Source organism: Anabaena lutea FACHB-196, from assembly GCF_014698305.1.
GTDB classification, from domain to species: Bacteria; Cyanobacteriota; Cyanobacteriia; order Cyanobacteriales; family Nostocaceae; genus Anabaena; species Anabaena lutea.
Window position 1 is genome coordinate 40278 of sequence record NZ_JACJST010000028.1, and the last position, 19109, is coordinate 59386.

Consider the following 19109-nt stretch of genomic DNA (forward strand, 5'->3'; position numbering starts at 1 on the left):
AAAAGACCATTGTGCGTATAAAATCTTCCTTGTCTACCTTCCCTCCTTGTCTTCCAAGTCCTGCCTTCACAGATAATATTAAAAACCTACCCTTGTGAGACCCCCCAGCCCCCTTCCCTACCAGGGAAGTGGGAGTCAAAGCCTCTCCCCTGGTAGGGGAGCCAGTGCGTTGCGGGGGTTCCCGCCGTTGTAGCAACTGGCGTGAGAGGTTTGGAGAGAGGTTTTATATTTAATTGCGCCAAGTTACTTATAAAAGAATTTAGATTTCTGGATTATAAGTGGGAAGATGTCGGTTATTATCCCAACCATACCAATGACGCACTGCTAACCACGCAACTGAAAGTAAACCTGCAAGGCTAAGAGTTAAACCACTCCAGGGTATCAATAATCCAAATACAGGTAAAATTGCTCCAGCAATAGTACAGATAATGGCAGCTAAGGAAGCATGACGATTTGACCCTAAACCATAGGTCAAAATTAGTAAGATAAATGAAATCATGATCCAAGCTAATTCGGCATTGATTAACCGCGCCATGTAGGTTAAAATTAGTAAACAAGCAAAGAAAATCCCTCCAGTTATAGCCACATTTTTTAAACTCATTGGTAGAGATAAATACAGTAGTAATATCCACCATAAAAATAATGCTGGCGCTAATAGTAATAATCTAGGAATAATGCCAGTATTTCTAATTGCTTGAGTACTGGTAAAGACCCCAAAAGGATTTTTCACAGAAACATTGTCATCAAAAATCCAAGTAAATTCAGTGCCGTCACCAGCGATTTTTTTCTTATTAGTGGGTTCAATGCCACTAGCAAAGTCAGCATTACTAAAATTGGCTGTTGCTGTGAGGCGGAATTGAGAAAGTATTTGATTGGCTGCATTATAAACCCAACGTGGACCACCTCGTGCCTGATAAGTAACTCTAAATGTTGTTTCTTCGCCCGGTTCTAAACGAAAGGGAAAACCATAATCACCGGGATTAGTTTGTTTTAATCTTGTTCCGTTCCGTTCTAGTTTGTAATTAGTTAAAAGTGAGTAACCGTAAGGTGGTGGTGCTTCAAAGAAAAAACTATTTATATCACTTAGTTGGTTAACAACTTTGTAATCAGCAGTGTAGTCTGTCAGATAAATAGAACTACGATTTTGAACGTTGACACTTTGGTCAATTTTGACTTGAATTTGTGAGCCAGATAATGTTAGATAACGGGTGACTTTTTGTTTATCGTTGACTTTGACTATTTTGCCGTCAACTTGGGTGGTATAGGTGTATGGTTCTTCGGTAATGTAACGGATTTGAGGTGCGGTTTGTTCTAATTTATCACCTGCAACAGTTTCGGCAATTTGTGAGACTTTAGCTTGTTCCCAGTGGTGGTAACGGTTGCTTAAAGTTGAAGTTAGGAAAAATCCGGTGACTAAGAGAACTAAAATTAGAGCTAAATGCTGTAGTCCCCGCAATAATTGAGAATAGCGAATTGCCCATTCACCAAAGAAAACCGCTTGTTCGACAGTATTTCGTCTGAGGGAAAAACTTATTAGTGCGATCGCTATTCCTAAAGCTACAATCAAAAATACAAATAACAGTGAACCTTGAAGTACTTGAGTGCCAAATTGTACTAATTCATTGGGATGTGTCAAATCTGGCAATCCGGGAATGCCTTGAGCAGAAGGAGACATGGGCAGATATGGAGATTTTTAGATAATTTAAGCAACTTGACAGATGTAATCTCACAAAAGTTTCTGCAAAAATACTAGGAATAGATTGTTAAATTTAGTCAACCACCCACCACTGACTTGAGTATAGCTATGGTGGGGGTATGCTGGAGGTTGGAGATGACTAAAATTCAGTTACAAAAAATCAATGCACAGCAGCAACCGATCACTGTGCCGTACTTAGGTTTGGTTTGCATTACTTCTGATCAGCAAGTGCGCTTTCGGACTATTACCCGCACCCGTTATTTAAAACTATCTCTTCAACAACGAGAAGACACCCTGAAAGAACTTTATCAACATAATTTGCGGTGCTTGGATGGGGCTTTGTCTTTTTGTCAAAAGCAGAATATTCGGCTTTATCGAATGTCATCAGCTTTATTTCCTCTCAGTGATATGGAAGATGAAATTGGCGCAAATATTTTGGAACAGATGAGCGCCGATTTAGGTAAAATTGGTCAAAAAGCCCAAAGTTTAGCAATCAGAATGGTGTTGCATCCAGATCAATTTGTAGTGTTGAGTTCTGATTCATCTGAAGTCGTGCAGAACAGTATTAAAATTTTAGCAAGGCACGCCCGCACATTAGATTTACTCGGTTTACCCCAGTCAAATTGGGCGTTAATGAATATTCATGGTGGCAAGTCTAAACGTGGAGAAAAATTGGTAAAAGTAATTTCTGAACTACCACCAGGTATCAAAAACCGCTTGACTTTAGAAAATGATGAATATGCCTATAACGCTCAGGATATTTTAGCTGTATGTCAACAGGCGAAAATAGCGATGGTCTTTGATGCTCATCACCATATTTGTTATGAAAATTTAGATACTTATAATCATCCCAGCATAGAGTCTACGCTTTTGGCAGCACGAGAAACTTGGTCAAATCCAGATTGGCAGTTAGTACATATTTCCAATGGTGACTCAGGTTTTAATGATCGAAAGCACAGTGATTTAATTACTGCTATGCCTGATGCTTACTACCAAGTGCCTTGGATAGAGGTAGAAGCCAAACACAAGGAAAAAGCCATAACTCATTTGCAAGATTGGTGGTTAATGCCCAATAATTAAGGATATATTAACTATACTTACGTATTTTCATGCTGCTAAGAAAGAATAAATAAAATAAAATATGGCGATCGCTATCGATTTTGGAACTAGTAACACTGTCATTACCCGCTGGAATCCCGTCACCCAGCGGCCAGAAACCATAAATTTACCCGGTTTATCGATTCAGCAAAATCTTAATCCCCCGCTGATTCCTAGCTTGGTTTATGTGGAACAAGCAACCCAAGATCAAGTCTTAGTTGGGCAACAAGTGCGCGATCGCGGTTTGGATATCAAAAGTGACAGTAGATTCTTCCGCAGCTTTAAACGGGGAATTGGGGCAAATATCCAAGGCTTCTTGCCCGAACTAGACGGAGAAAATATAACTTTTGAACAAGTAGGAACATGGTTCTTAACCAAGATAATTTCTGAACTAGCTCGCACAGAAGGTGGTTTAGATTCCTTAGTTTTGACAGTACCTGTAGATAGCTTTGAAACATATCGTTACTGGTTAGGCAACGTTTGTCAAGCACTGCCTGTTGAAGAAGTGAGAATGTTGGATGAACCCACAGCCGCAGCTTTAGGCTATGGTTTGGCAGAACAAGAAAATTTGTTGGTAATTGATTTTGGTGGCGGTACCTTAGATCTATCTTTAGTGTGTATAGAAAAAAATGCCCAAGCTAATACTAAACCAGTGGGATTTTTACTCAAATGGGGTAATAAATCTCTGGCTGAAGATTCTCAGCAAAAGGTAAAAACTGCCCGTGTCTTGGCTAAAGCTGGACAAAATTTAGGCGGTACAGATATTGATAATTGGATAGTTGATTACTTTGCTAAAATCCAAGGATTGCCGATTAATTCCCTGACGACTCGACTGGCAGAACGGTTAAAAATTCAGCTATCTACCCAAGATAGAGCTAGTGAATTTTTTTTTGATAATGAGACTTTTGAAAGCTATGAAATGGAACTTAACCGCAAGGGACTAGAAGAACTCCTCAAAGAACACGGATTTTTTGACAGATTACATGAGGCAATGATGGCACTGTTGCAGCAAGCCAGACGACAAGGAATAGAACTTGATGATATTAATGCAGTTTTGTTAGTTGGCGGTTCTGTGCAATTACACGCAGTGCAAACATGGGTGAACCAATATTTTGAGCCAGAAAAAATCCGCTTTGAACGTCCTTTTGAAGCGATCGCTCAAGGTGCGCTGCAAATCACCCAAGGAATGGAAATCAAAGACTATCTCTATCACAGTTATGGTGTACGTTACTGGGATCGTCGCCACCAGCGTCACAGCTGGCAACCAATTGTTAAAGCTGGTCAGGCTTATCCCTTGACTCAACCAGTAGAATTAGTTTTGGGGGCTTCTGTGGAAAATCAACCGAGTATAGAGTTAATTTTGGGCGAATTGGGAACAGACACCGGCAGCACAGAAGTTTATTTTGATGGAGATCGCCTCATTACTCGCAATATTAAGTGTTTAACAACCCCAGTCAAACCCCTCAACGACAAAGAAGGTGCTAGAAAAATTGCCCAACTATCACCCCCAGGATTTCCGGGGAGCGATCGCATTAAAATCCTCTTTCAAGTTGATGATAAATGCTGTTTACGCATCACCGTTGAGGACTTGTTGACAAATGACACCCTGGTTGAAAATCAACTTGTGGCACAGTTGAAATGAAACTTTCGACTCAAGGGATTGTGGTTTATTCTCAAATCCACAATTGAAAGCCTACCGACGCACAACCACCACAGTTCCCATCGAAGCCCAATTATATAACTTACGCGCTTGACTAACTGGCAAATTAACGCAACCATGACTAACTGGAGTGCCAAAACGGTTATGCCAGTAAGCACCGTGAATAGCATAGCCTTGATGAAAATACATGGCGTAAGGAACATCAGGAATGTCGTAACCTCTACCACGCATCCGGTTAATGCGATATTTAGAATTAATTTGAAACCTACCAACGGGTGTAGGGGTTTTACTCTTTCCAGTAGAAATTCGGTAGGAATACACTAAATTCTTACCTTCCCATGCCCGTAATCTCTGCTCAGATAAATCAATTTCGATCCAGCGAGATAGAGAGATTTGCTGATTTTTAGATACAGTCATGCTTTGATTTACTGTATAAGCATTAGCTGTAGTAGTTTTGGGGTTATTAGTTGGTGATGACCAAGAAAAGAAAGTCATCAGCATCAACACTATACTTGTACAAAAAGTTCCAGAGGAACGTATTAAAGCACTGCGAATCCAGCTTGGCATAATCCAATTACCTTTTAATTATCTAATTAGTACAGGCGAACTTTTCTAGATTGAAGATTTGCAATTATCAGTTCGCGCAGGATTCATCAGGATTTACGCCAAATTCTGGAAAACAGAGATTCTCAATTCTCCCTCTATCTTACTTGTCCTAGAGAACAGCGAACTGTTTAATTGTTTTGATTTCTTGTGATTTGAGGACTGGGGGAAGGTGACAGGTGACAGGTGACAAGTGACAGGGAAGAGATTTTTACCAGTTACCAATTACCAATTACCAATCACCAATCACCTATTTCTGCACTACTACTGGAGTTCCTACATCAGCCCAATCAAATACCCATTTAGCATGATTAGGTGCAAGATTTACACAGCCATGACTCACAGGAGTACCAAATCTGTTGTGCCAGTAGGCTCCATGAATGGCATAACCGCCTTGATAATACATAGTATGGGGGACATTGGCGACATCATAACCTCTACCGCGCATCCGAGTTTTTTTCAATTTAGTTTGAATCTTAAAAGTCCCAATGCGAGTAGGTGTAGATCGTTTCCCAGAAGAAATGGTGATCGCATAAACAGGATTGCTACCTTCCCAAGCAATTAAATTTTGCTTTGAGAGGTTAATTTGAATCCAGCGTTGATCAGATTGTTTCAGTGTTTGAATAGCTGTAGCAATTTTGTTGTCGGAATTTGCCCAAACTTCTCCAGATCCGGGACTGACAATACTAGCAGAGACAAAAGCACCCGCGAGTAAAATTTTTAAAGGACGCATCCACTGAGGATTAATAAGATTTGTCATGATAAACACACTCCTCTTCACTAATGGGGAATTGGTCATTGGGGAAAACTATTACCCCTACCCACTCCCCTAACTACTAATTTAACGTCCGTATGAGATTTTTGGCTTGAAGAGCGATCGCACGCCAATTTTCCTCTAATACCCATTTCTTCGGGAATAATTCCCCACTTAAGCCCACAGCTACTGCTCCAACTTGTAAAAAATCTTTAGCATTTTGTAACGTTACACCCCCAGTAGGAATTAGGGGAATATGACCAAGAGGAGCTTGTAAACTTTGAATATAGCTAGTTCCCCCAACTGATTGTACCGGGAAGACTTTGACACAACTTGCACCCTGCGTCCAAGCAGTAACAATTTCAGTAGGTGTAAGTGCGCCCGGAATAATCGGCACATCTTTAGCAACCGCGGCTTTAATCATTTCTGGGTCAGTATGGGGAGTGAAGAGAAATTGCGACCCAGCGGCGATCGCATCTTGTAACTGCTGGACATTAAACAGTGTTCCTGTACCAATTAGACAGTGCGGTAACTGAGTACGGAGTTGAGAAATTAAATCAGCTGCGCGATCGCTATTCCAGGTAATTTCTATGAGATGCATACCTCCATCAGCCACAGAAGAAGCCATTTTTTCACCCCATACCATTTTAGGAGCGCGAATAACTGCGATCGCTCGATTTTGCAGCAACTGTGATAACCAAACTTGATTCGACATTTTGACTGTGACTGATACAGCAGGGAACAGGGAATAGCATTGAAAGTCTATTGGTATATGGTTTTGTTGTTAAATTTTGTCAATCATTTACCTGCAATATGCTGTAATTGGCGTAATTTAGATAAAAAATAGGATTGCTATATTTTTTTTGTCAACAACAAACACAACAAAAATTACCCCAATTATTTTTTAATCGAGGTAAATTACAAGTTTATAACTAATAGCTATTTTTTGACATACTCACCGACCTAAAGGCGCGGTGATTCTTGACGCTTCACCGACTGACGCTAACTGTTGCTAGTCTTACTCTGTCTCTGCGCCCGTTTAGAGTCGTGGCAATGCCCTATCCCGACTTTATTTATATTTTTTGCGGCGTTCTCATCTCGGTCGTGTTCAGCCCCACAATTCAAGCAAGGACACTTTATACCTGGCGCTACGCATCTCGGTATAATTCCTTTTCTAAACTGGGCTTTAGACCCAGAACTAAAGTTTTCATTGATACTTCCACCTCCTGCCCTCTGCCTCCTAACTCCTGCCTTTTTTGTAATGGCTCTAGGGAAACTGAACAATTGGGATCTATTGTTTCCACTATTTTTTTAGTTACACCAGAAGCCTTGTGTGGCAGACTATTTTCTGCTTCTAAAAGTGGCAATCTCACAGTAAAGGTCGAGCCTAGCCCTTCACCAGGACTCTCTGCATAGACGCTGCCGCCATGTAGTTCTACCAAATGGCGGACAATTGCCAACCCCAGTCCCAGTCCCGTTTGGCTTCTAGTTATGCTGCCATCAGCTTGACGAAAGCTCTCAAAAACACATTCTATAAAGTCTGGTTTGATGCCAATACCCGTATCAGTAACTTGGATCTGAGCGTACCTCTGCTCTGTCTGCTGTGTTTCTTGGTTACTGAGAACTGATAGACTAATTTCTACTTTACCGTCTTGGGGCGTGAACTTAATGGCGTTAGTAAGTAGGTTCCAAACAATTTGCTGCAACCGTTCTTGATCACCTGAAACCCTAAAAGTTAAGACGGGGGAGATAGAGGTAGATGATAGCGGTGAACAAGTAAGTTCTTCCTGATTTATTGGGGTTATTGTCCTATGTTGCCCCGTATCGGTGACGACAAAAAAACTAAATAAAATATTTTTAGCTTGAGCTTGCAGATGCACAGTATTTAATGCAGCTTCAATTACAGATAATATATTAACGGGGCCGATATTTAAAGATAACTTGCCATGAATAATCCGTGAGACATCTAAAATATCCTCAATAAGTTGCTCTTGGGAAAGTGCATTGCGTTCAATTGTTTCCAAAGCACGCGCAGTGGTTTTCTCATCTAATTTGCGATTGCGGAGTAGTTTAGACCAACCCAGTATCGAGTTGAGAGGTGTACGGAGTTCGTGAGAAAGGGTAGCTAAAAACTCATCTTTCATGCGGTTTGCGGCTTCCGCTTCTTGGAGCGCTGCTTGCTGAAGAAGTGATTTGGTGCGTTCTTCTTCAGCTTGTTTGCGATCGCTAATGTCTTCGACTGTACCCACATAACCGATGATTTTGCCTTGATCAGAAAGCATTGGTGATGAGTGAAAATTTACCCAACGCATAATTTCTGCTGGCCTCAGTATGCGAAACTCACGGGAATATTCCCTACCTTCGCGGATGCAGTCCAACCATTCTGCAAGTACCTGTTCTCGGTCTTGTGGATGTACCGATCGCAACCACCCTTCTCCTAAACTTTTCTCAAGTGTAATGCCCAAAATATTTTGGTAGCGGGGGTTTGTGTATGTACACTTGCCAGCTATATCTGTTAAGAAAATACCCACAGGCGAGCAAGCACTTAAACAACGAAACTGTTCTTCACTTCTTCTGAGTTGGGCATTGGCGATGATCAGTTCTGCTGCTTGTTGTTTTACCTCCACCGTTTTCTGAAACAATTCTACAAATGCTGCCACCTTAAATTTTAATATTTCCGGGTCAATTGGCTTGAACAGATAGTCTACTGCCCCTAAGGAATACCCCTTGAACACCATCGACTCACTACTACTAAATGCTGTTAAGAAAATTATTGGGGTGTATTGCGATCGCTCTCGTTGTCTAATTAAAGCTGCTGTCTCAAATCCATCCATATCTGGCATTTGCACATCGAGTAAAATTACGGCAAAATCTTGAGTAAGCAGATATCTCAAAGCTTGGGTTCCTGATGTAGCCTTCACCAGATTGTGACCAAGGCTTTGAAGTATCGCCTCTAAAGCCAGCAGATTCTCTGAATGGTCATCTACCATGAGAATGTTTACTTTTGCACTGGATACCATAGAAAAAATATTTTTTTGGATATAAAAAAACGCCGTTCAGCTTTTAGTTAACCACTCTCTACCTTTTGCTTGTTATGTTGCAACTACCTAAAGTTACAAATTTCTGCCAAATGAAGTCTGATTCGCAGTTACATGATTGTTTATCAAGAAATAACGCAGCATTAAAGATTTTGAACTCCTGACCGAAGAGGCATGGAAGCCGGATGCCGGGAGAATTTGGATCTCAGCCTGCCAAATTTATTCCCTGAGAAGGATGCTGGGGCGAGAATCCCTTGAGAGTCTGTAATAAGAACGCAGTACTTTTGTAAAATGCCACATATCTTAATAGTAGATGATGAAGCACCCCTACGCGAAAGCCTCACCTACACCCTGCAAAAAGAAGGCTACACCGTGACAACAGCAGCAGACGGACACAGTGCCATCAAACAGTTTCACAAGGTAGTCCCAGATGTAATTTTGCTCGACCTCATGCTCCCGGAAGTTGACGGCATGGAAGTATGCTGGCGAATTCGGGCATTTTCAGATATTCCTATTGTCATGCTCACAGCCAAAGATCAGGATATTGAGAAAATTTGGGGCTTGGAGGCAGGTGCAGATGATTATGTCACCAAGCCATTTAACACCCGGGAACTGCTAGCACGAATAAAAGCAGTTTTGCGCCGTCGTTCGGCGAAAGATTCTGAATGAAAGACTGGTTTCCTGGTAAAAAGTTAAATACCATTCATGCCAAGCTGTTAGCCACATACCTGCTACTGATAACCTTGGGAACTTCTTTGATGGCAGGCTACATCCTGTGGTCATTCCATCTCTACTTGATGCGAACACGAGAAGCGGATTTGGATAACTGGACAATTGCCTTGAGCGAGAGTGCAGGAGATGCTTTAGCGGAAATGAATCTTCAGCAGGTAGAATTGCTGGTAAAGCGGTATGGTGCGCCACAAAATGTGACCCTTCGCATTTTTAATCAACAAGGTCGTCTGTTAGCTACTTCCGATCCCCAGTTAGATAAAAAAATCACAGACTGGTACAAGGTTCCTGGTGTATGGGAAGCTCTGCAAAATCGTCCCCAACAAGGTGTGGCAAAAGGAATTTTATCAACAGAAGATCGCCTATACGTCGCTAGACCAATTGTGCGTAACGGTCAATTACTCGGTATAGTGCGAATGTCGATCACGTTAAAACAGGTTCAGAACCAGTTTACTAGAGTGATTTGGAACGTTTTGGGGACACTATCGCTGACCATTTTGCTATGTGCGCTGATCAGCACTCGCTTTGCTCGCAGTCTCTCAAAACCGATTGAAACTATGCAAAACTTTGCGATTCGCTTGGGTAGTGGTGATTTTGGCGATAAGCTGGAAATCCGTGAAAACAATGAGCTAGATCAGTTAGCGACAGAACTAAACCGGATGAGTGAACGGTTAGCTTCGCTGGACCAAGAGCGTCGGGTGTTTCTAGCAAATGTCTCTCACGAACTTCGTACACCGATCAGCAATGTTCAGGTAACACTAGACGCACTGAGAAATGGCGCATACGAAGAACCTCAATTGCGCGATCGCTTTTTCCAAACTATCGAGAACGAGATCAAACGCTTATCACGACTGGTTCATGACTTGCTCGATTTAGGACGTTTGGAAGCGGGTGTCTCTCAACTGGAACAACAACCTATCTCACTGCGGAATTTGATTAACCGTGCTGTTGGGACAATGGAACCCAGAATGCAATCTGTCGGCATCTCTGCGCGAGTAAATGTGGTTGATTTACTGCTACAAGGCGATCCGGAGCGGCTATTACAAGCGATTTTAAATGTACTCGACAATGCTATAAAACACTCAGTGCCAAATTCCCAGGTCTTTATTTCTGGCTACAACGAGGGTAAACTAGCAGTTGTGAAAATTCAAGACCAGGGGACAGGCATCACTGAGAATGATTTACCCCGGATTTTTGAGCAGTTTTACACGACTAATCCCTCCCGTCAAGGTAATAGCAACGGTTTGGGATTAGCGATCGCCAAACGGATTTTAGAAGCTCATCATGGTAGCATCACAGCCAACAGCACACCCAATCAAGGGGCAACTTTTACGATTTGCTTGCCTCTGACAAGGATAATAGAATCAACTGATGCAGATTTACTTTAACGGTATAGCCAAACACGCAACAGTGAAAGTAACTGTTCAATATCTACGGGTTTGGTGATGTAATCTGATGCACCTGCCTCAAGACACTTTTCGCGATCGCCGATCATGGCTTTAGCAGTCAGCGCAATGATTGGCAAAGATTTAAATCGGGCGTTCTGGCGGATTAAGCGTGTTGTTTCATAACCATCCATTTCTGGCATCATTACATCCATCAAAATTACCTCAATGTCTGGTGTATCCTCTAAGATTTTCATACCGCCTCTGCCGTTTTCACCGTATAACACCTGCATTTGATGACGTTCCAGCATACTAGTAAGAGCGAAGATATTGCGGATATCATCGTCTATAATCAGCACTTTCTTACCAGCGAGGGAGTTTTCTGTTAAATGCAATTGTTCTAGCAATTGACGCTTGGGTTCAGGTAAATTTGCCTGAACGCGATGCAGGACTAATGCTGTTTCATCGAGCAGACGTTCAGGAGTTCGCACGTCTTTGACGATGATTGTCTCCGCTATCCGCTTAAGTTCAGTTTCTTTGTCGGTGGAAATTTCTGTACTGGTATAGACAATAATTGGTAAAGCTTCGCCATTGGGGTGTTGCTTGAGCTGCTCGATCATTTCAAAACCGGTCATATCCGGTAGCCCTAAATCGAGGACAAGGCAATCAAAAAGCTGAGAGTTAATAGCTTCCATCGCTGCGGCACCAGTACCAACAGCAGTGATCCTCACATCATTGCTGCCAATGAGTTCGACAATACTCCGCCGCTGATCCTCGTCGTCTTCGACTACCAGCAAATCTTTTACCCGGCGCTGAATAAAACCTTTAATTTTTGTCAATGCCTCAGATACTGTCTCGCTAGTTACGGGTTTCTGCACATATGCGATCGCGCCTAATTGCAAACTGCGTTGTCGCCCTTCTTCAACTGTCATAATATGTACAGGAATATGACGCGTGTGTGGGTTATGCTTCAAGCGATCTAACACCGTCCAACCATCCATTTCTGGCAACCGCACATCTAGCAAAATGGCTGTAGGCTGGTATTCCTGTGCTAAAGTTAAGCCGATTCTGCCGTTTTGGGCGGCAATTACCTTAAATCCTTGCTGCCGTGCTAAATCTAGCAAGATGCGGGCAAAGTGAATATCATCCTCGACAATCAGTAACACATAGTCTTCTTCTTCAATAGAAGTGCGATCGTCATTCAAGAGCGCTGATTGCTGATTGCTGATTGCTCTTAGCGTAGAAGCGTGCAGTAAACTCTGTTGAGTTAACAGCGGTGGCGATGTAGACTCAGAACTCAGCATTCCTAGCTCAGAACTGAATTGCGGCAAGTAGAACGTGAAAGTGCTACCTTGATCAGGGTGACTAACAAGTTTAATTTCTCCACCAAAGAGGCGGGCAATTTCCCGGCTAATTGACAATCCCAATCCTGTACCGCCGTATTTACGACTAGTAGTACCATCGGCTTGCTGAAACGCCTCGAAAATCACCTTCTGCTTATCGGGAGCAATGCCAATACCAGTATCGCTGACTGAGAAGGCAATCACAATCTGGGAGCGATTTAAGGTTTCTTGGTTGAGGCTCCATCCCTGTTTTGCTACCTCAATCCCCAACCTTACTTCTCCAAGCTCTGTAAATTTAAAAGCATTAGAGAGCAGATTTTTGATCACTTGTTGTAAGCGTTTGGCATCAGTATAGATGGTTCTTGGTAATTCAGGAGCCAATTCAATCGTGAAGGTCAGCCCTTTGTCCTGAGCTATTTGCCGAAAGGTGCGCTCAATATGGTCGCCCAACTCTGTTAACAGCATTTGGGTCATGTTAATTGACATCGTTCCCGATTCGATTTTGGCCAGATCCAAAATGTCATTAATCAGCGCCAAAAGGTCAGTACCTGCTGAGTAAATTGTGCGGCTATATTCGACTTGCTTGGCGGTGAGATTGCCCTCGACGTTATCTGCTAACAGCCTAGCCAAAATCAACAAACTATTCAGCGGTGTCCGTAGTTCATGGGACATATTGGCGAGAAACTCGGACTTATATTTTGACGAAAGGGCTAGTTGTTCAGCTTTTTCTTCTAAAGACCGTCTAGCCTGTTCAATTTCTCGATTTTTGCGCTCGACTTCTTTTTTTTGCAGCGCTAACAACTTGGCTTTTTCTTCTAACTCGGCGTTGGTTTGTTGTAACTCGTCTTGCTGTCCTTTTAATAAATCTTCGGAAGTTTTGAGTGATTGGGCTTGCTGTTCTAGGCGCTTGTTGGTTTCCCGCAGTTCATTTTGCTGGGTTTGCAGTTCCTCCGCTAAAGACTGGGACTGCTTGAGCAATTCTTCAGTCCGCATTGAAGCGGCAATTGTGTTTAAGACGATGGCAATACTTTCGGTGAGTTGATCAAAGAATGTCAAATGAATTTCGCTAAAGCGGCGGAAAGAAGCTAATTCAATCACCGCTGTCACCTGTCCTTCAAATAACACGGGTAAAACCACGGCATTGAGTGGGGTTGATTCTCCTAAACCAGAGGTGATTTTCACATAATCACTCGGTACTTCTGTGAGCAAAATTCTTTCTCTTTCTAAAGCACATTGTCCTACTAAGCCTTCACCCAAGTAAAAGCGGTTAGCTAGATGCTTGCGTTCGCGATAAGCGTAGCTACTAAGTAATTTTAGATATGCGGCATTTTCTCCACTGTCCATTAAGTAGAATACGCCTTGTTGCGCTCCTACCAGCGGTGCTAATTCCGAAAGAATAAGTTTGGATACTGTTTCCAAGTCTCGCTGACCTTGCAGCATTCGCGTAAACTTGGCTAAGTTCGTTTTTAACCAATCTTGTTCTGTGTTTTTCTGCGTTGTTTCCCGCAGGTTGGCAATCATCTGGTTGATATTGTCTTTGAGGATTGCTACTTCCCCTAGTGCCTCGACAGCAATTGAGCGAGTTAAATCACCCTTAGTCACAGCTGTAGCCACTTCTGCGATCGCTCTTAACTGCGTTGTCAGGGTGGCTGCGAGTTCGTTGACGTTGTCTGTCAAATCTTTCCAAGTCCCTGCCGCCCCAGGCACTCTGGCTTGTCCACCCAATTTACCTTCAATTCCCACTTCCCTTGCTACGGTAGTTACTTGATTAGCAAAGGTTGCTAAAGTATCAATCATTTCGTTGATTGTCTCTGCCAAGGTTTCAATTTCTCCCTTAGCATCTAGCATCAGTTTCCGCTTCAAGTCACCGTTAGCAACTGCTGTCACAACTCTAGCAATACCGCGCACTTGTGCTGTCAAGTTCCCCGCCATTGAGTTCACATTATCTGTCAAATCTTTCCAAGTCCCTGCCACACCTTCCACTTGCGCTTGACCGCCCAATTTACCTTCGGTTCCCACTTCACGGGCTACCCGCGTTACTTCCGACGCAAAGGAACTCAGTTGATCCACCATTGTGTTAATGGTATTTTTTAACTCTAGAATTTCGCCTTTGACATCAACGGTGATTTTCTTGGAGAGGTCGCCATTCGCCACCGCCTTTGTCACTTCGGCAATATTCCGCACCTGTGCCGTTAAGTTACCCGCCATTGAGTTAACGTTATCTGTCAAATCTTTCCATGTACCAGCTACTCCCCTGACATAAGCCTGTACGCCCAATTTACCTTCGCTTCCCACTTCCCGTGCCACCCGCGTTACTTCCGAGGCAAAGGAGTTAAGCTGATCCACCATTGTGTTAATGGTATTTTTTAACTCTAGAATTTCGCCTTTGACATCAACGGTGATTTTCTTAGAAAGGTCGCCATTTGCTACTGCTGTTGTCACTTCGGCGATGTTCCGTACTTGTGCCGTCAAACTTCCCGCCATGAAATTCACGCTATCGGTCAAGTCTTTCCAAGTACCAGCCACTCCTTTCACTTCGGCTTGCACACCCAGCTTACCTTCGGTTCCCACTTCCCTAGCCACCCGCGTTACTTCTGATGCAAAGGAGTTGAGTTGATCCACCATCGTATTAACAGTGTTCTTTAACTCTAAAATTTCGCCTTTGACATCGACGGTAATTTTCTTGGAAAGGTCGCCATTTGCTACTGCTGTTGTCACTTCCGCGATATTACGTACTTGCGCCGTCAAACTTCCCGCCATGAAATTGACGCTATCGGTCAAGTCTTTCCAAGTTCCAGCCACACCCCGAACATCTGCTTGAACACCCAGTTTGCCTTCACTTCCGACTTCACGGGCTACCCGCGTCACTTCCGAGGCAAAGGAACTGAGTTGATCTACCATGATGTTGATCGTGTTCTTCAGTTCAAAAATTTCGCCTCTGACATCAACGGTGATTTTTTTGGAAAGGTCGCCATTGGCGATCGCTGTAGCAACTTCGGCAATGTTTCGCACCTGTCCTGTGAGATTACCTGCCATCAAGTTGACGTTGTCTGTCAAGTCTTTCCAGGTTCCCGCTACCCCTCGGACTTCGGCTTGCACTCCCAGTTTACCTTCGGTTCCCACTTCCCTAGCCACCCGCGTTACTTCTGATGCAAAGGAGTTGAGTTGATCCACCATTGTGTTAATGGTATTTTTTAACTCTAGAATTTCGCCTTTGACATCAACGGTGATTTTCTTGGAAAGGTCACCGTTTGCTACTGCTGTTGTGACTTCGGCAATATTCCGTACTTGTGCTGTCAAGCTTCCCGCCATGAAATTTACACTATCGGTCAAGTCTTTCCATGTTCCCGCTACTCCCCGAACTTCTGCTTGACCGCCTAACTTTCCTTCTGCACCCACTTCCCTAGCCACCCTGGTCACTTCCGATGCAAAGGAATTCAGTTGATCCACCATGATGTTGACGGTGTTTTTCAACTCCAAAATTTCGCCTTTGACATTCACGGTGATTTTTTTGGAGAGGTCGCCATTTGCCACAGCTGTGGTCACTTCGGCAATATTTCGGACTTGGGCGGTCAGATTACCTGCCATCAAGTTGACGTTATCAGTCAAGTCTTTCCAGGTTCCCGCTACCCCTCGGACTTCGGCTTGCACACCCAGCTTACCTTCGGTTCCCACTTCCCTTGCCACCCGTGTTACTTCCGATGCAAAGGAGTTAAGTTGATCTACCATCGTGTTGACGGTGTTTTTGAGTTCGAGAATTTCACCTTTAACATCAACAGTAATTTTCTTGGAAAGGTCACCATTAGCGATCGCAGTTGCCACTTCGGCGATATTCCGCACCTGTCCGGTCAGATTACCCGCCATCAAGTTCACGTTGTCTGTCAAGTCCTTCCAAGTTCCAGCAACTCCTTTAACTTCGGCTTGTACGCCCAACTTTCCTTCCGTTCCCACTTCCCGCGCTACTCGTGTCACTTCCGATGCAAAGGAACCAAGCCGATCTACCATTGTGTTAACAATATTGGCAGTTTGGAGAAACTCTCCCTGGAGGGGTCTACCCTCAATTTCTGTAGCGATGGTCTGAGATAAATCGCCATTGGCTACAGCCCTAATCACACGAGTAGTTTCGGCAGTCGGTTGAACTAAATCTGTAATTAGAGTATTGACAGAAGTAACACAATCTAACCAAGAACCGCGCACATTTCCTAAAGAGGCGCGTTCGGTGATTTTACCTTCTTTGCCAACAATATTGCCGATTCGCTGTAGCTCTGTAGCCATGCGTTCATTCTGGTCAATAATATCATTGAGCGTATCGGCTATTTTCCCCGCGATGCCAGTTTGATCTATAGGCAACCGAACAGAAAAGTCACCTTTTTTAACAGCATTCAATGTTGTCAGTAGCTGTTTTAAATCTAGATTATCGCTATCTCTAGTTAACTGTTCAGTTACCATAGTCTAATCCTTAAGAAATTTTTTGATGTTTTCTGCACTCTGTACCTGAAGAAGGAGTACTTTCAGGCTGATTCTATTTCTATAGTTGATTGCACTGTAATCCTATGTTAAAGATTTAAGACTCGTATGTAAGGAACCATTATCCTGGACTATCACGGTGAGAAATCTGAGTTATGCCAGCGTTTGTCAGGCTTGCTGTGCGATGTTTTGAGTCCCAAAAGTAAACTTATACATTTTAACCCCCCAGAGTGAAGTAGATAGACACAAATAAACCGAAGTATGTAACGAAATATAAAATACTCGATTGTAATTGCTGAAGCCTCCGGCACGCTTCGCGAACACTTTGCTTCGTTCGCAATGACATAGTTATAAATTTTCTCACTTTCTCACTTACCTGACTTGACAATCGGGGTAGGTGAAATGACTTATTTTCATCCATCCTGGTGTCCGCAGTTCATGATGATTACTTAGTGAAAATCAATATTCCTAATTAAATTTAAAATCTAATTCCATCTACAAAGATTTATTCAAATTTGTGAAAATTCAACCTCAAACTGCTGTGATTTGTTAGCCAGAATGCCCTGATTTTCCTGACTCATTAATTGATATCCAGTGGTTTCCCCATTAAATTTCGTTTATATTATTTTAAGATCATGCAACTATTAACCATGCAAACACACAAACCATCCGTCAGCCTGATTCGGGCTAAATCTTACGCACAAGAGGCTTTAAGAGAATCCTTGGAAACCCTGCTAGAACCTTTAGGGGGAATGCCTGCTTTTGTCAAAAGGGGCGATCGCGTTTTACTCAAACCCAACTTACTCACAGGTTCTCGTCCTACTAAAGAGTGTACCACCCGCCCGGAATTAGTTCGCGCCGTTGCCGAAATGGTAATTGCAGTTGGTGGTAAGCCATTTTTAGGAGATAGTCCCGCTTTTGGTAGTGCCAAAGGTGTAGCAGTCGCAAATGGATTATTACCAATTTTAGAAGAACTGAATTTACCAATTGTCGAATTTCACGGTAAACGTTATCAAACTGTTAACGACAATTTTAATCACCTGCTAGTATCTAAAGAAGCAATGGAAGCAGATGTGATTATTAACTTACCCAAAGTTAAATCTCATATGCAATTAACCCTAACTTTGGGAGTAAAAAATCTCTTCGGTTGCGTCCCCGGTAAAATGAAAGCTTGGTGGCATATGGAAGCAGGTAAAGATGCTAACAGATTCGGAGAAATGTTAGTAGAAACTGCTAGAACAATTAATCCCGATTTAACTATTTTAGATGGAATTATTGGGCATGAAGGTAATGGACCTAGTGGTGGTGAACCTCGTCAATTAGAGGTTTTAGCAGCTTCGACAAATGTCTTTGCCTTAGATCGGGCAATGTTGGAAGTTCTTAAAGTTTCACCTGCACAAGTTCCCACTGTTGCCGCTTCCCAAAGGTTAGGAATTTGTCCCGAATTAAGTGATATTGACTTTCCTAATTTATCCCCAGACTTACTACAAATAGAAGATTGGCAATTACCTGAAAAGTTAATGCCTATCGACTTTGCCATGCCTCGTGTGATTAAGTCCACATTTAAGCATCTTTACATTCGCTTTATTAAGGAACCAATGAGTGCTTATGGCAAGGGATAAACGTGGAAATAAATAGTTAATACTTTAACCTGGAAATAATTTTTTCTTAATCTCAAGAAAATCAGGATAGTGGATAATAATGGCTTGACTATAACCATCTACACAACAAATAAGTAAGCTGTGATCACCTCTGCTTGCTTAAGCATACCGCCCTAGTACAAAGGCGGTTTTTTCATCGCTTCCTCTTGCTTCAACTGCGATGATTATTTATAAATTTTTAATATTGCTAATTGTTTGCTACAAGCAAATATCTACCATCTAGATGTTATTTATCTACTTATATAGACATTGACAAAGAAAACAGTAATAATCACTATACTGGAAAATTTAAATTCAGAAAGACTTTTGGTAAAAATCACTTAATAAAAAGAGCGAAACAGCTTCACAGTAACTGATATCTGTCCATGGAAATATTCTGTGGAAAAATATTATTATTCTGATTTTCCGGAATGCATCAATCTTTCTGTGTATCTACAGTTGAGCAATTGACAACACCCAAAATGCTTTAAGTGGGTTTATTTAAACGGATGGTGTATCAAACCTAAGAATATCGGCGCAAATACTCTTACCAAAAGCATTTTCAGATGTTATACTCAAAAAAAGTCATCCCAATCAACTCGGTTGATTAAACATCAAATTAAATGGACAAAGTAATTAATAATGCAGTGATCATGATCACAATGTTAACCAACCTTGACATAGATGCAGAAATTA

The 19109-nt window shown here is 42.4% G+C and carries 11 protein-coding genes; 5 read left to right on the forward strand and 6 right to left on the reverse strand.

Going from position 1 to position 19109, the window contains the following annotated elements:
* Positions 1 to 259: 259 nt before the first annotated feature.
* A complete protein-coding gene (locus H6G59_RS23195; protein WP_190719081.1) occupies positions 260 to 1675 on the reverse strand; it encodes a hypothetical protein in 1416 nt (471 codons plus the stop codon).
* Between the two features lie 156 nt (positions 1676 to 1831).
* On the opposite strand from H6G59_RS23195, the gene uvsE reads away from it, so the two are divergent.
* Positions 1832 to 2776 (forward strand): UV DNA damage repair endonuclease UvsE, encoded by a 945-nt coding sequence (uvsE, locus tag H6G59_RS23200; protein ID WP_190719085.1) that lies wholly within the window; start codon positions 1832 to 1834, stop codon positions 2774 to 2776.
* A gap of 61 nt (positions 2777 to 2837) precedes the next feature.
* Positions 2838 to 4436, forward strand: coding sequence for an Hsp70 family protein (locus tag H6G59_RS23205; protein ID WP_190719088.1), 1599 nt, complete (start codon positions 2838 to 2840; stop codon positions 4434 to 4436).
* A 51-nt stretch (positions 4437 to 4487) separates the two neighbouring features.
* Here the strand turns inward: H6G59_RS23205 and H6G59_RS23210 are convergent, their stop codons facing one another.
* The 4 genes from H6G59_RS23210 to H6G59_RS23225 form a co-directional block, all read right to left on the reverse strand.
* Positions 4488 to 5021 (reverse strand): L,D-transpeptidase, encoded by a 534-nt coding sequence (locus H6G59_RS23210; protein WP_190719091.1) that lies wholly within the window; start codon positions 5019 to 5021, stop codon positions 4488 to 4490.
* Between the two features lie 286 nt (positions 5022 to 5307).
* Positions 5308 to 5817 (reverse strand): L,D-transpeptidase, encoded by a 510-nt coding sequence (locus tag H6G59_RS23215; RefSeq protein ID WP_190719095.1) that lies wholly within the window; start codon positions 5815 to 5817, stop codon positions 5308 to 5310.
* 76 nt (positions 5818 to 5893) lie between these two features.
* Positions 5894 to 6526 carry a bifunctional 4-hydroxy-2-oxoglutarate aldolase/2-dehydro-3-deoxy-phosphogluconate aldolase gene (locus H6G59_RS23220; protein WP_190719098.1) on the reverse strand — a complete coding sequence of 211 codons (633 nt, stop codon included), beginning with the start codon at positions 6524 to 6526 and terminating at the stop codon, positions 5894 to 5896.
* A 433-nt stretch (positions 6527 to 6959) separates the two neighbouring features.
* Positions 6960 to 8831: a hybrid sensor histidine kinase/response regulator gene (locus H6G59_RS23225; protein WP_190719100.1), complete on the reverse strand. Its 1872-nt coding sequence runs from the start codon at positions 8829 to 8831 to the stop codon at positions 6960 to 6962.
* A gap of 309 nt (positions 8832 to 9140) precedes the next feature.
* Here H6G59_RS23225 and H6G59_RS23230 point away from each other — a divergent pair, with 309 nt between their 5' ends.
* Together H6G59_RS23230 and H6G59_RS23235 are read left to right on the forward strand one after the other, a co-directional pair.
* Positions 9141 to 9518 (forward strand): response regulator transcription factor, encoded by a 378-nt coding sequence (locus tag H6G59_RS23230; protein ID WP_190719103.1) that lies wholly within the window; start codon positions 9141 to 9143, stop codon positions 9516 to 9518.
* Complete coding sequence (locus H6G59_RS23235) at positions 9515 to 10966, forward strand: sensor histidine kinase (protein WP_190719106.1); 1452 nt, start codon at positions 9515 to 9517, stop codon at positions 10964 to 10966. Before H6G59_RS23230 ends, H6G59_RS23235 begins: the two co-directional genes overlap by 4 nt.
* Here the strand turns inward: H6G59_RS23235 and H6G59_RS23240 are convergent.
* On the reverse strand, positions 10963 to 16755 hold the full coding sequence (locus tag H6G59_RS23240) for a HAMP domain-containing protein (RefSeq protein ID WP_190719109.1): 5793 nt from the start codon (positions 16753 to 16755) through the stop codon (positions 10963 to 10965). The genes H6G59_RS23235 and H6G59_RS23240 overlap by 4 nt on opposite strands.
* Positions 16756 to 17423: 668 nt before the next feature.
* On the opposite strand from H6G59_RS23240, the gene H6G59_RS23245 reads away from it, so the two are divergent.
* Positions 17424 to 18395 (forward strand): Npun_F2552 family protein, encoded by a 972-nt coding sequence (locus H6G59_RS23245; protein WP_190719140.1) that lies wholly within the window; start codon positions 17424 to 17426, stop codon positions 18393 to 18395.
* Positions 18396 to 19109: the final 714 nt, after the last annotated feature.

Bases quoted from the DNA above. Each gene is read 5' to 3' on its own strand.
- H6G59_RS23195 (WP_190719081.1), bottom strand. From the start codon at position 1,675: ATGTCTCCTTCTGCTCAAGGCATTCCCGGATTGCCAGATTTGACACAT.
- uvsE (WP_190719085.1), top strand. From the start codon at position 1,832: ATGACTAAAATTCAGTTACAAAAAATCAATGCACAGCAGCAACCGATC.
- H6G59_RS23205 (WP_190719088.1), top strand. From the start codon at position 2,838: ATGGCGATCGCTATCGATTTTGGAACTAGTAACACTGTCATTACCCGC.
- H6G59_RS23210 (WP_190719091.1), bottom strand. From the start codon at position 5,021: ATGCCAAGCTGGATTCGCAGTGCTTTAATACGTTCCTCTGGAACTTTT.
- H6G59_RS23215 (WP_190719095.1), bottom strand. From the start codon at position 5,817: ATGACAAATCTTATTAATCCTCAGTGGATGCGTCCTTTAAAAATTTTA.
- H6G59_RS23220 (WP_190719098.1), bottom strand. From the start codon at position 6,526: ATGTCGAATCAAGTTTGGTTATCACAGTTGCTGCAAAATCGAGCGATC.
- H6G59_RS23225 (WP_190719100.1), bottom strand. From the start codon at position 8,831: ATGGTATCCAGTGCAAAAGTAAACATTCTCATGGTAGATGACCATTCA.
- H6G59_RS23230 (WP_190719103.1), top strand. From the start codon at position 9,141: ATGCCACATATCTTAATAGTAGATGATGAAGCACCCCTACGCGAAAGC.
- H6G59_RS23235 (WP_190719106.1), top strand. From the start codon at position 9,515: ATGAAAGACTGGTTTCCTGGTAAAAAGTTAAATACCATTCATGCCAAG.
- H6G59_RS23240 (WP_190719109.1), bottom strand. From the start codon at position 16,755: ATGGTAACTGAACAGTTAACTAGAGATAGCGATAATCTAGATTTAAAA.
- H6G59_RS23245 (WP_190719140.1), top strand. From the start codon at position 17,424: ATGCAAACACACAAACCATCCGTCAGCCTGATTCGGGCTAAATCTTAC.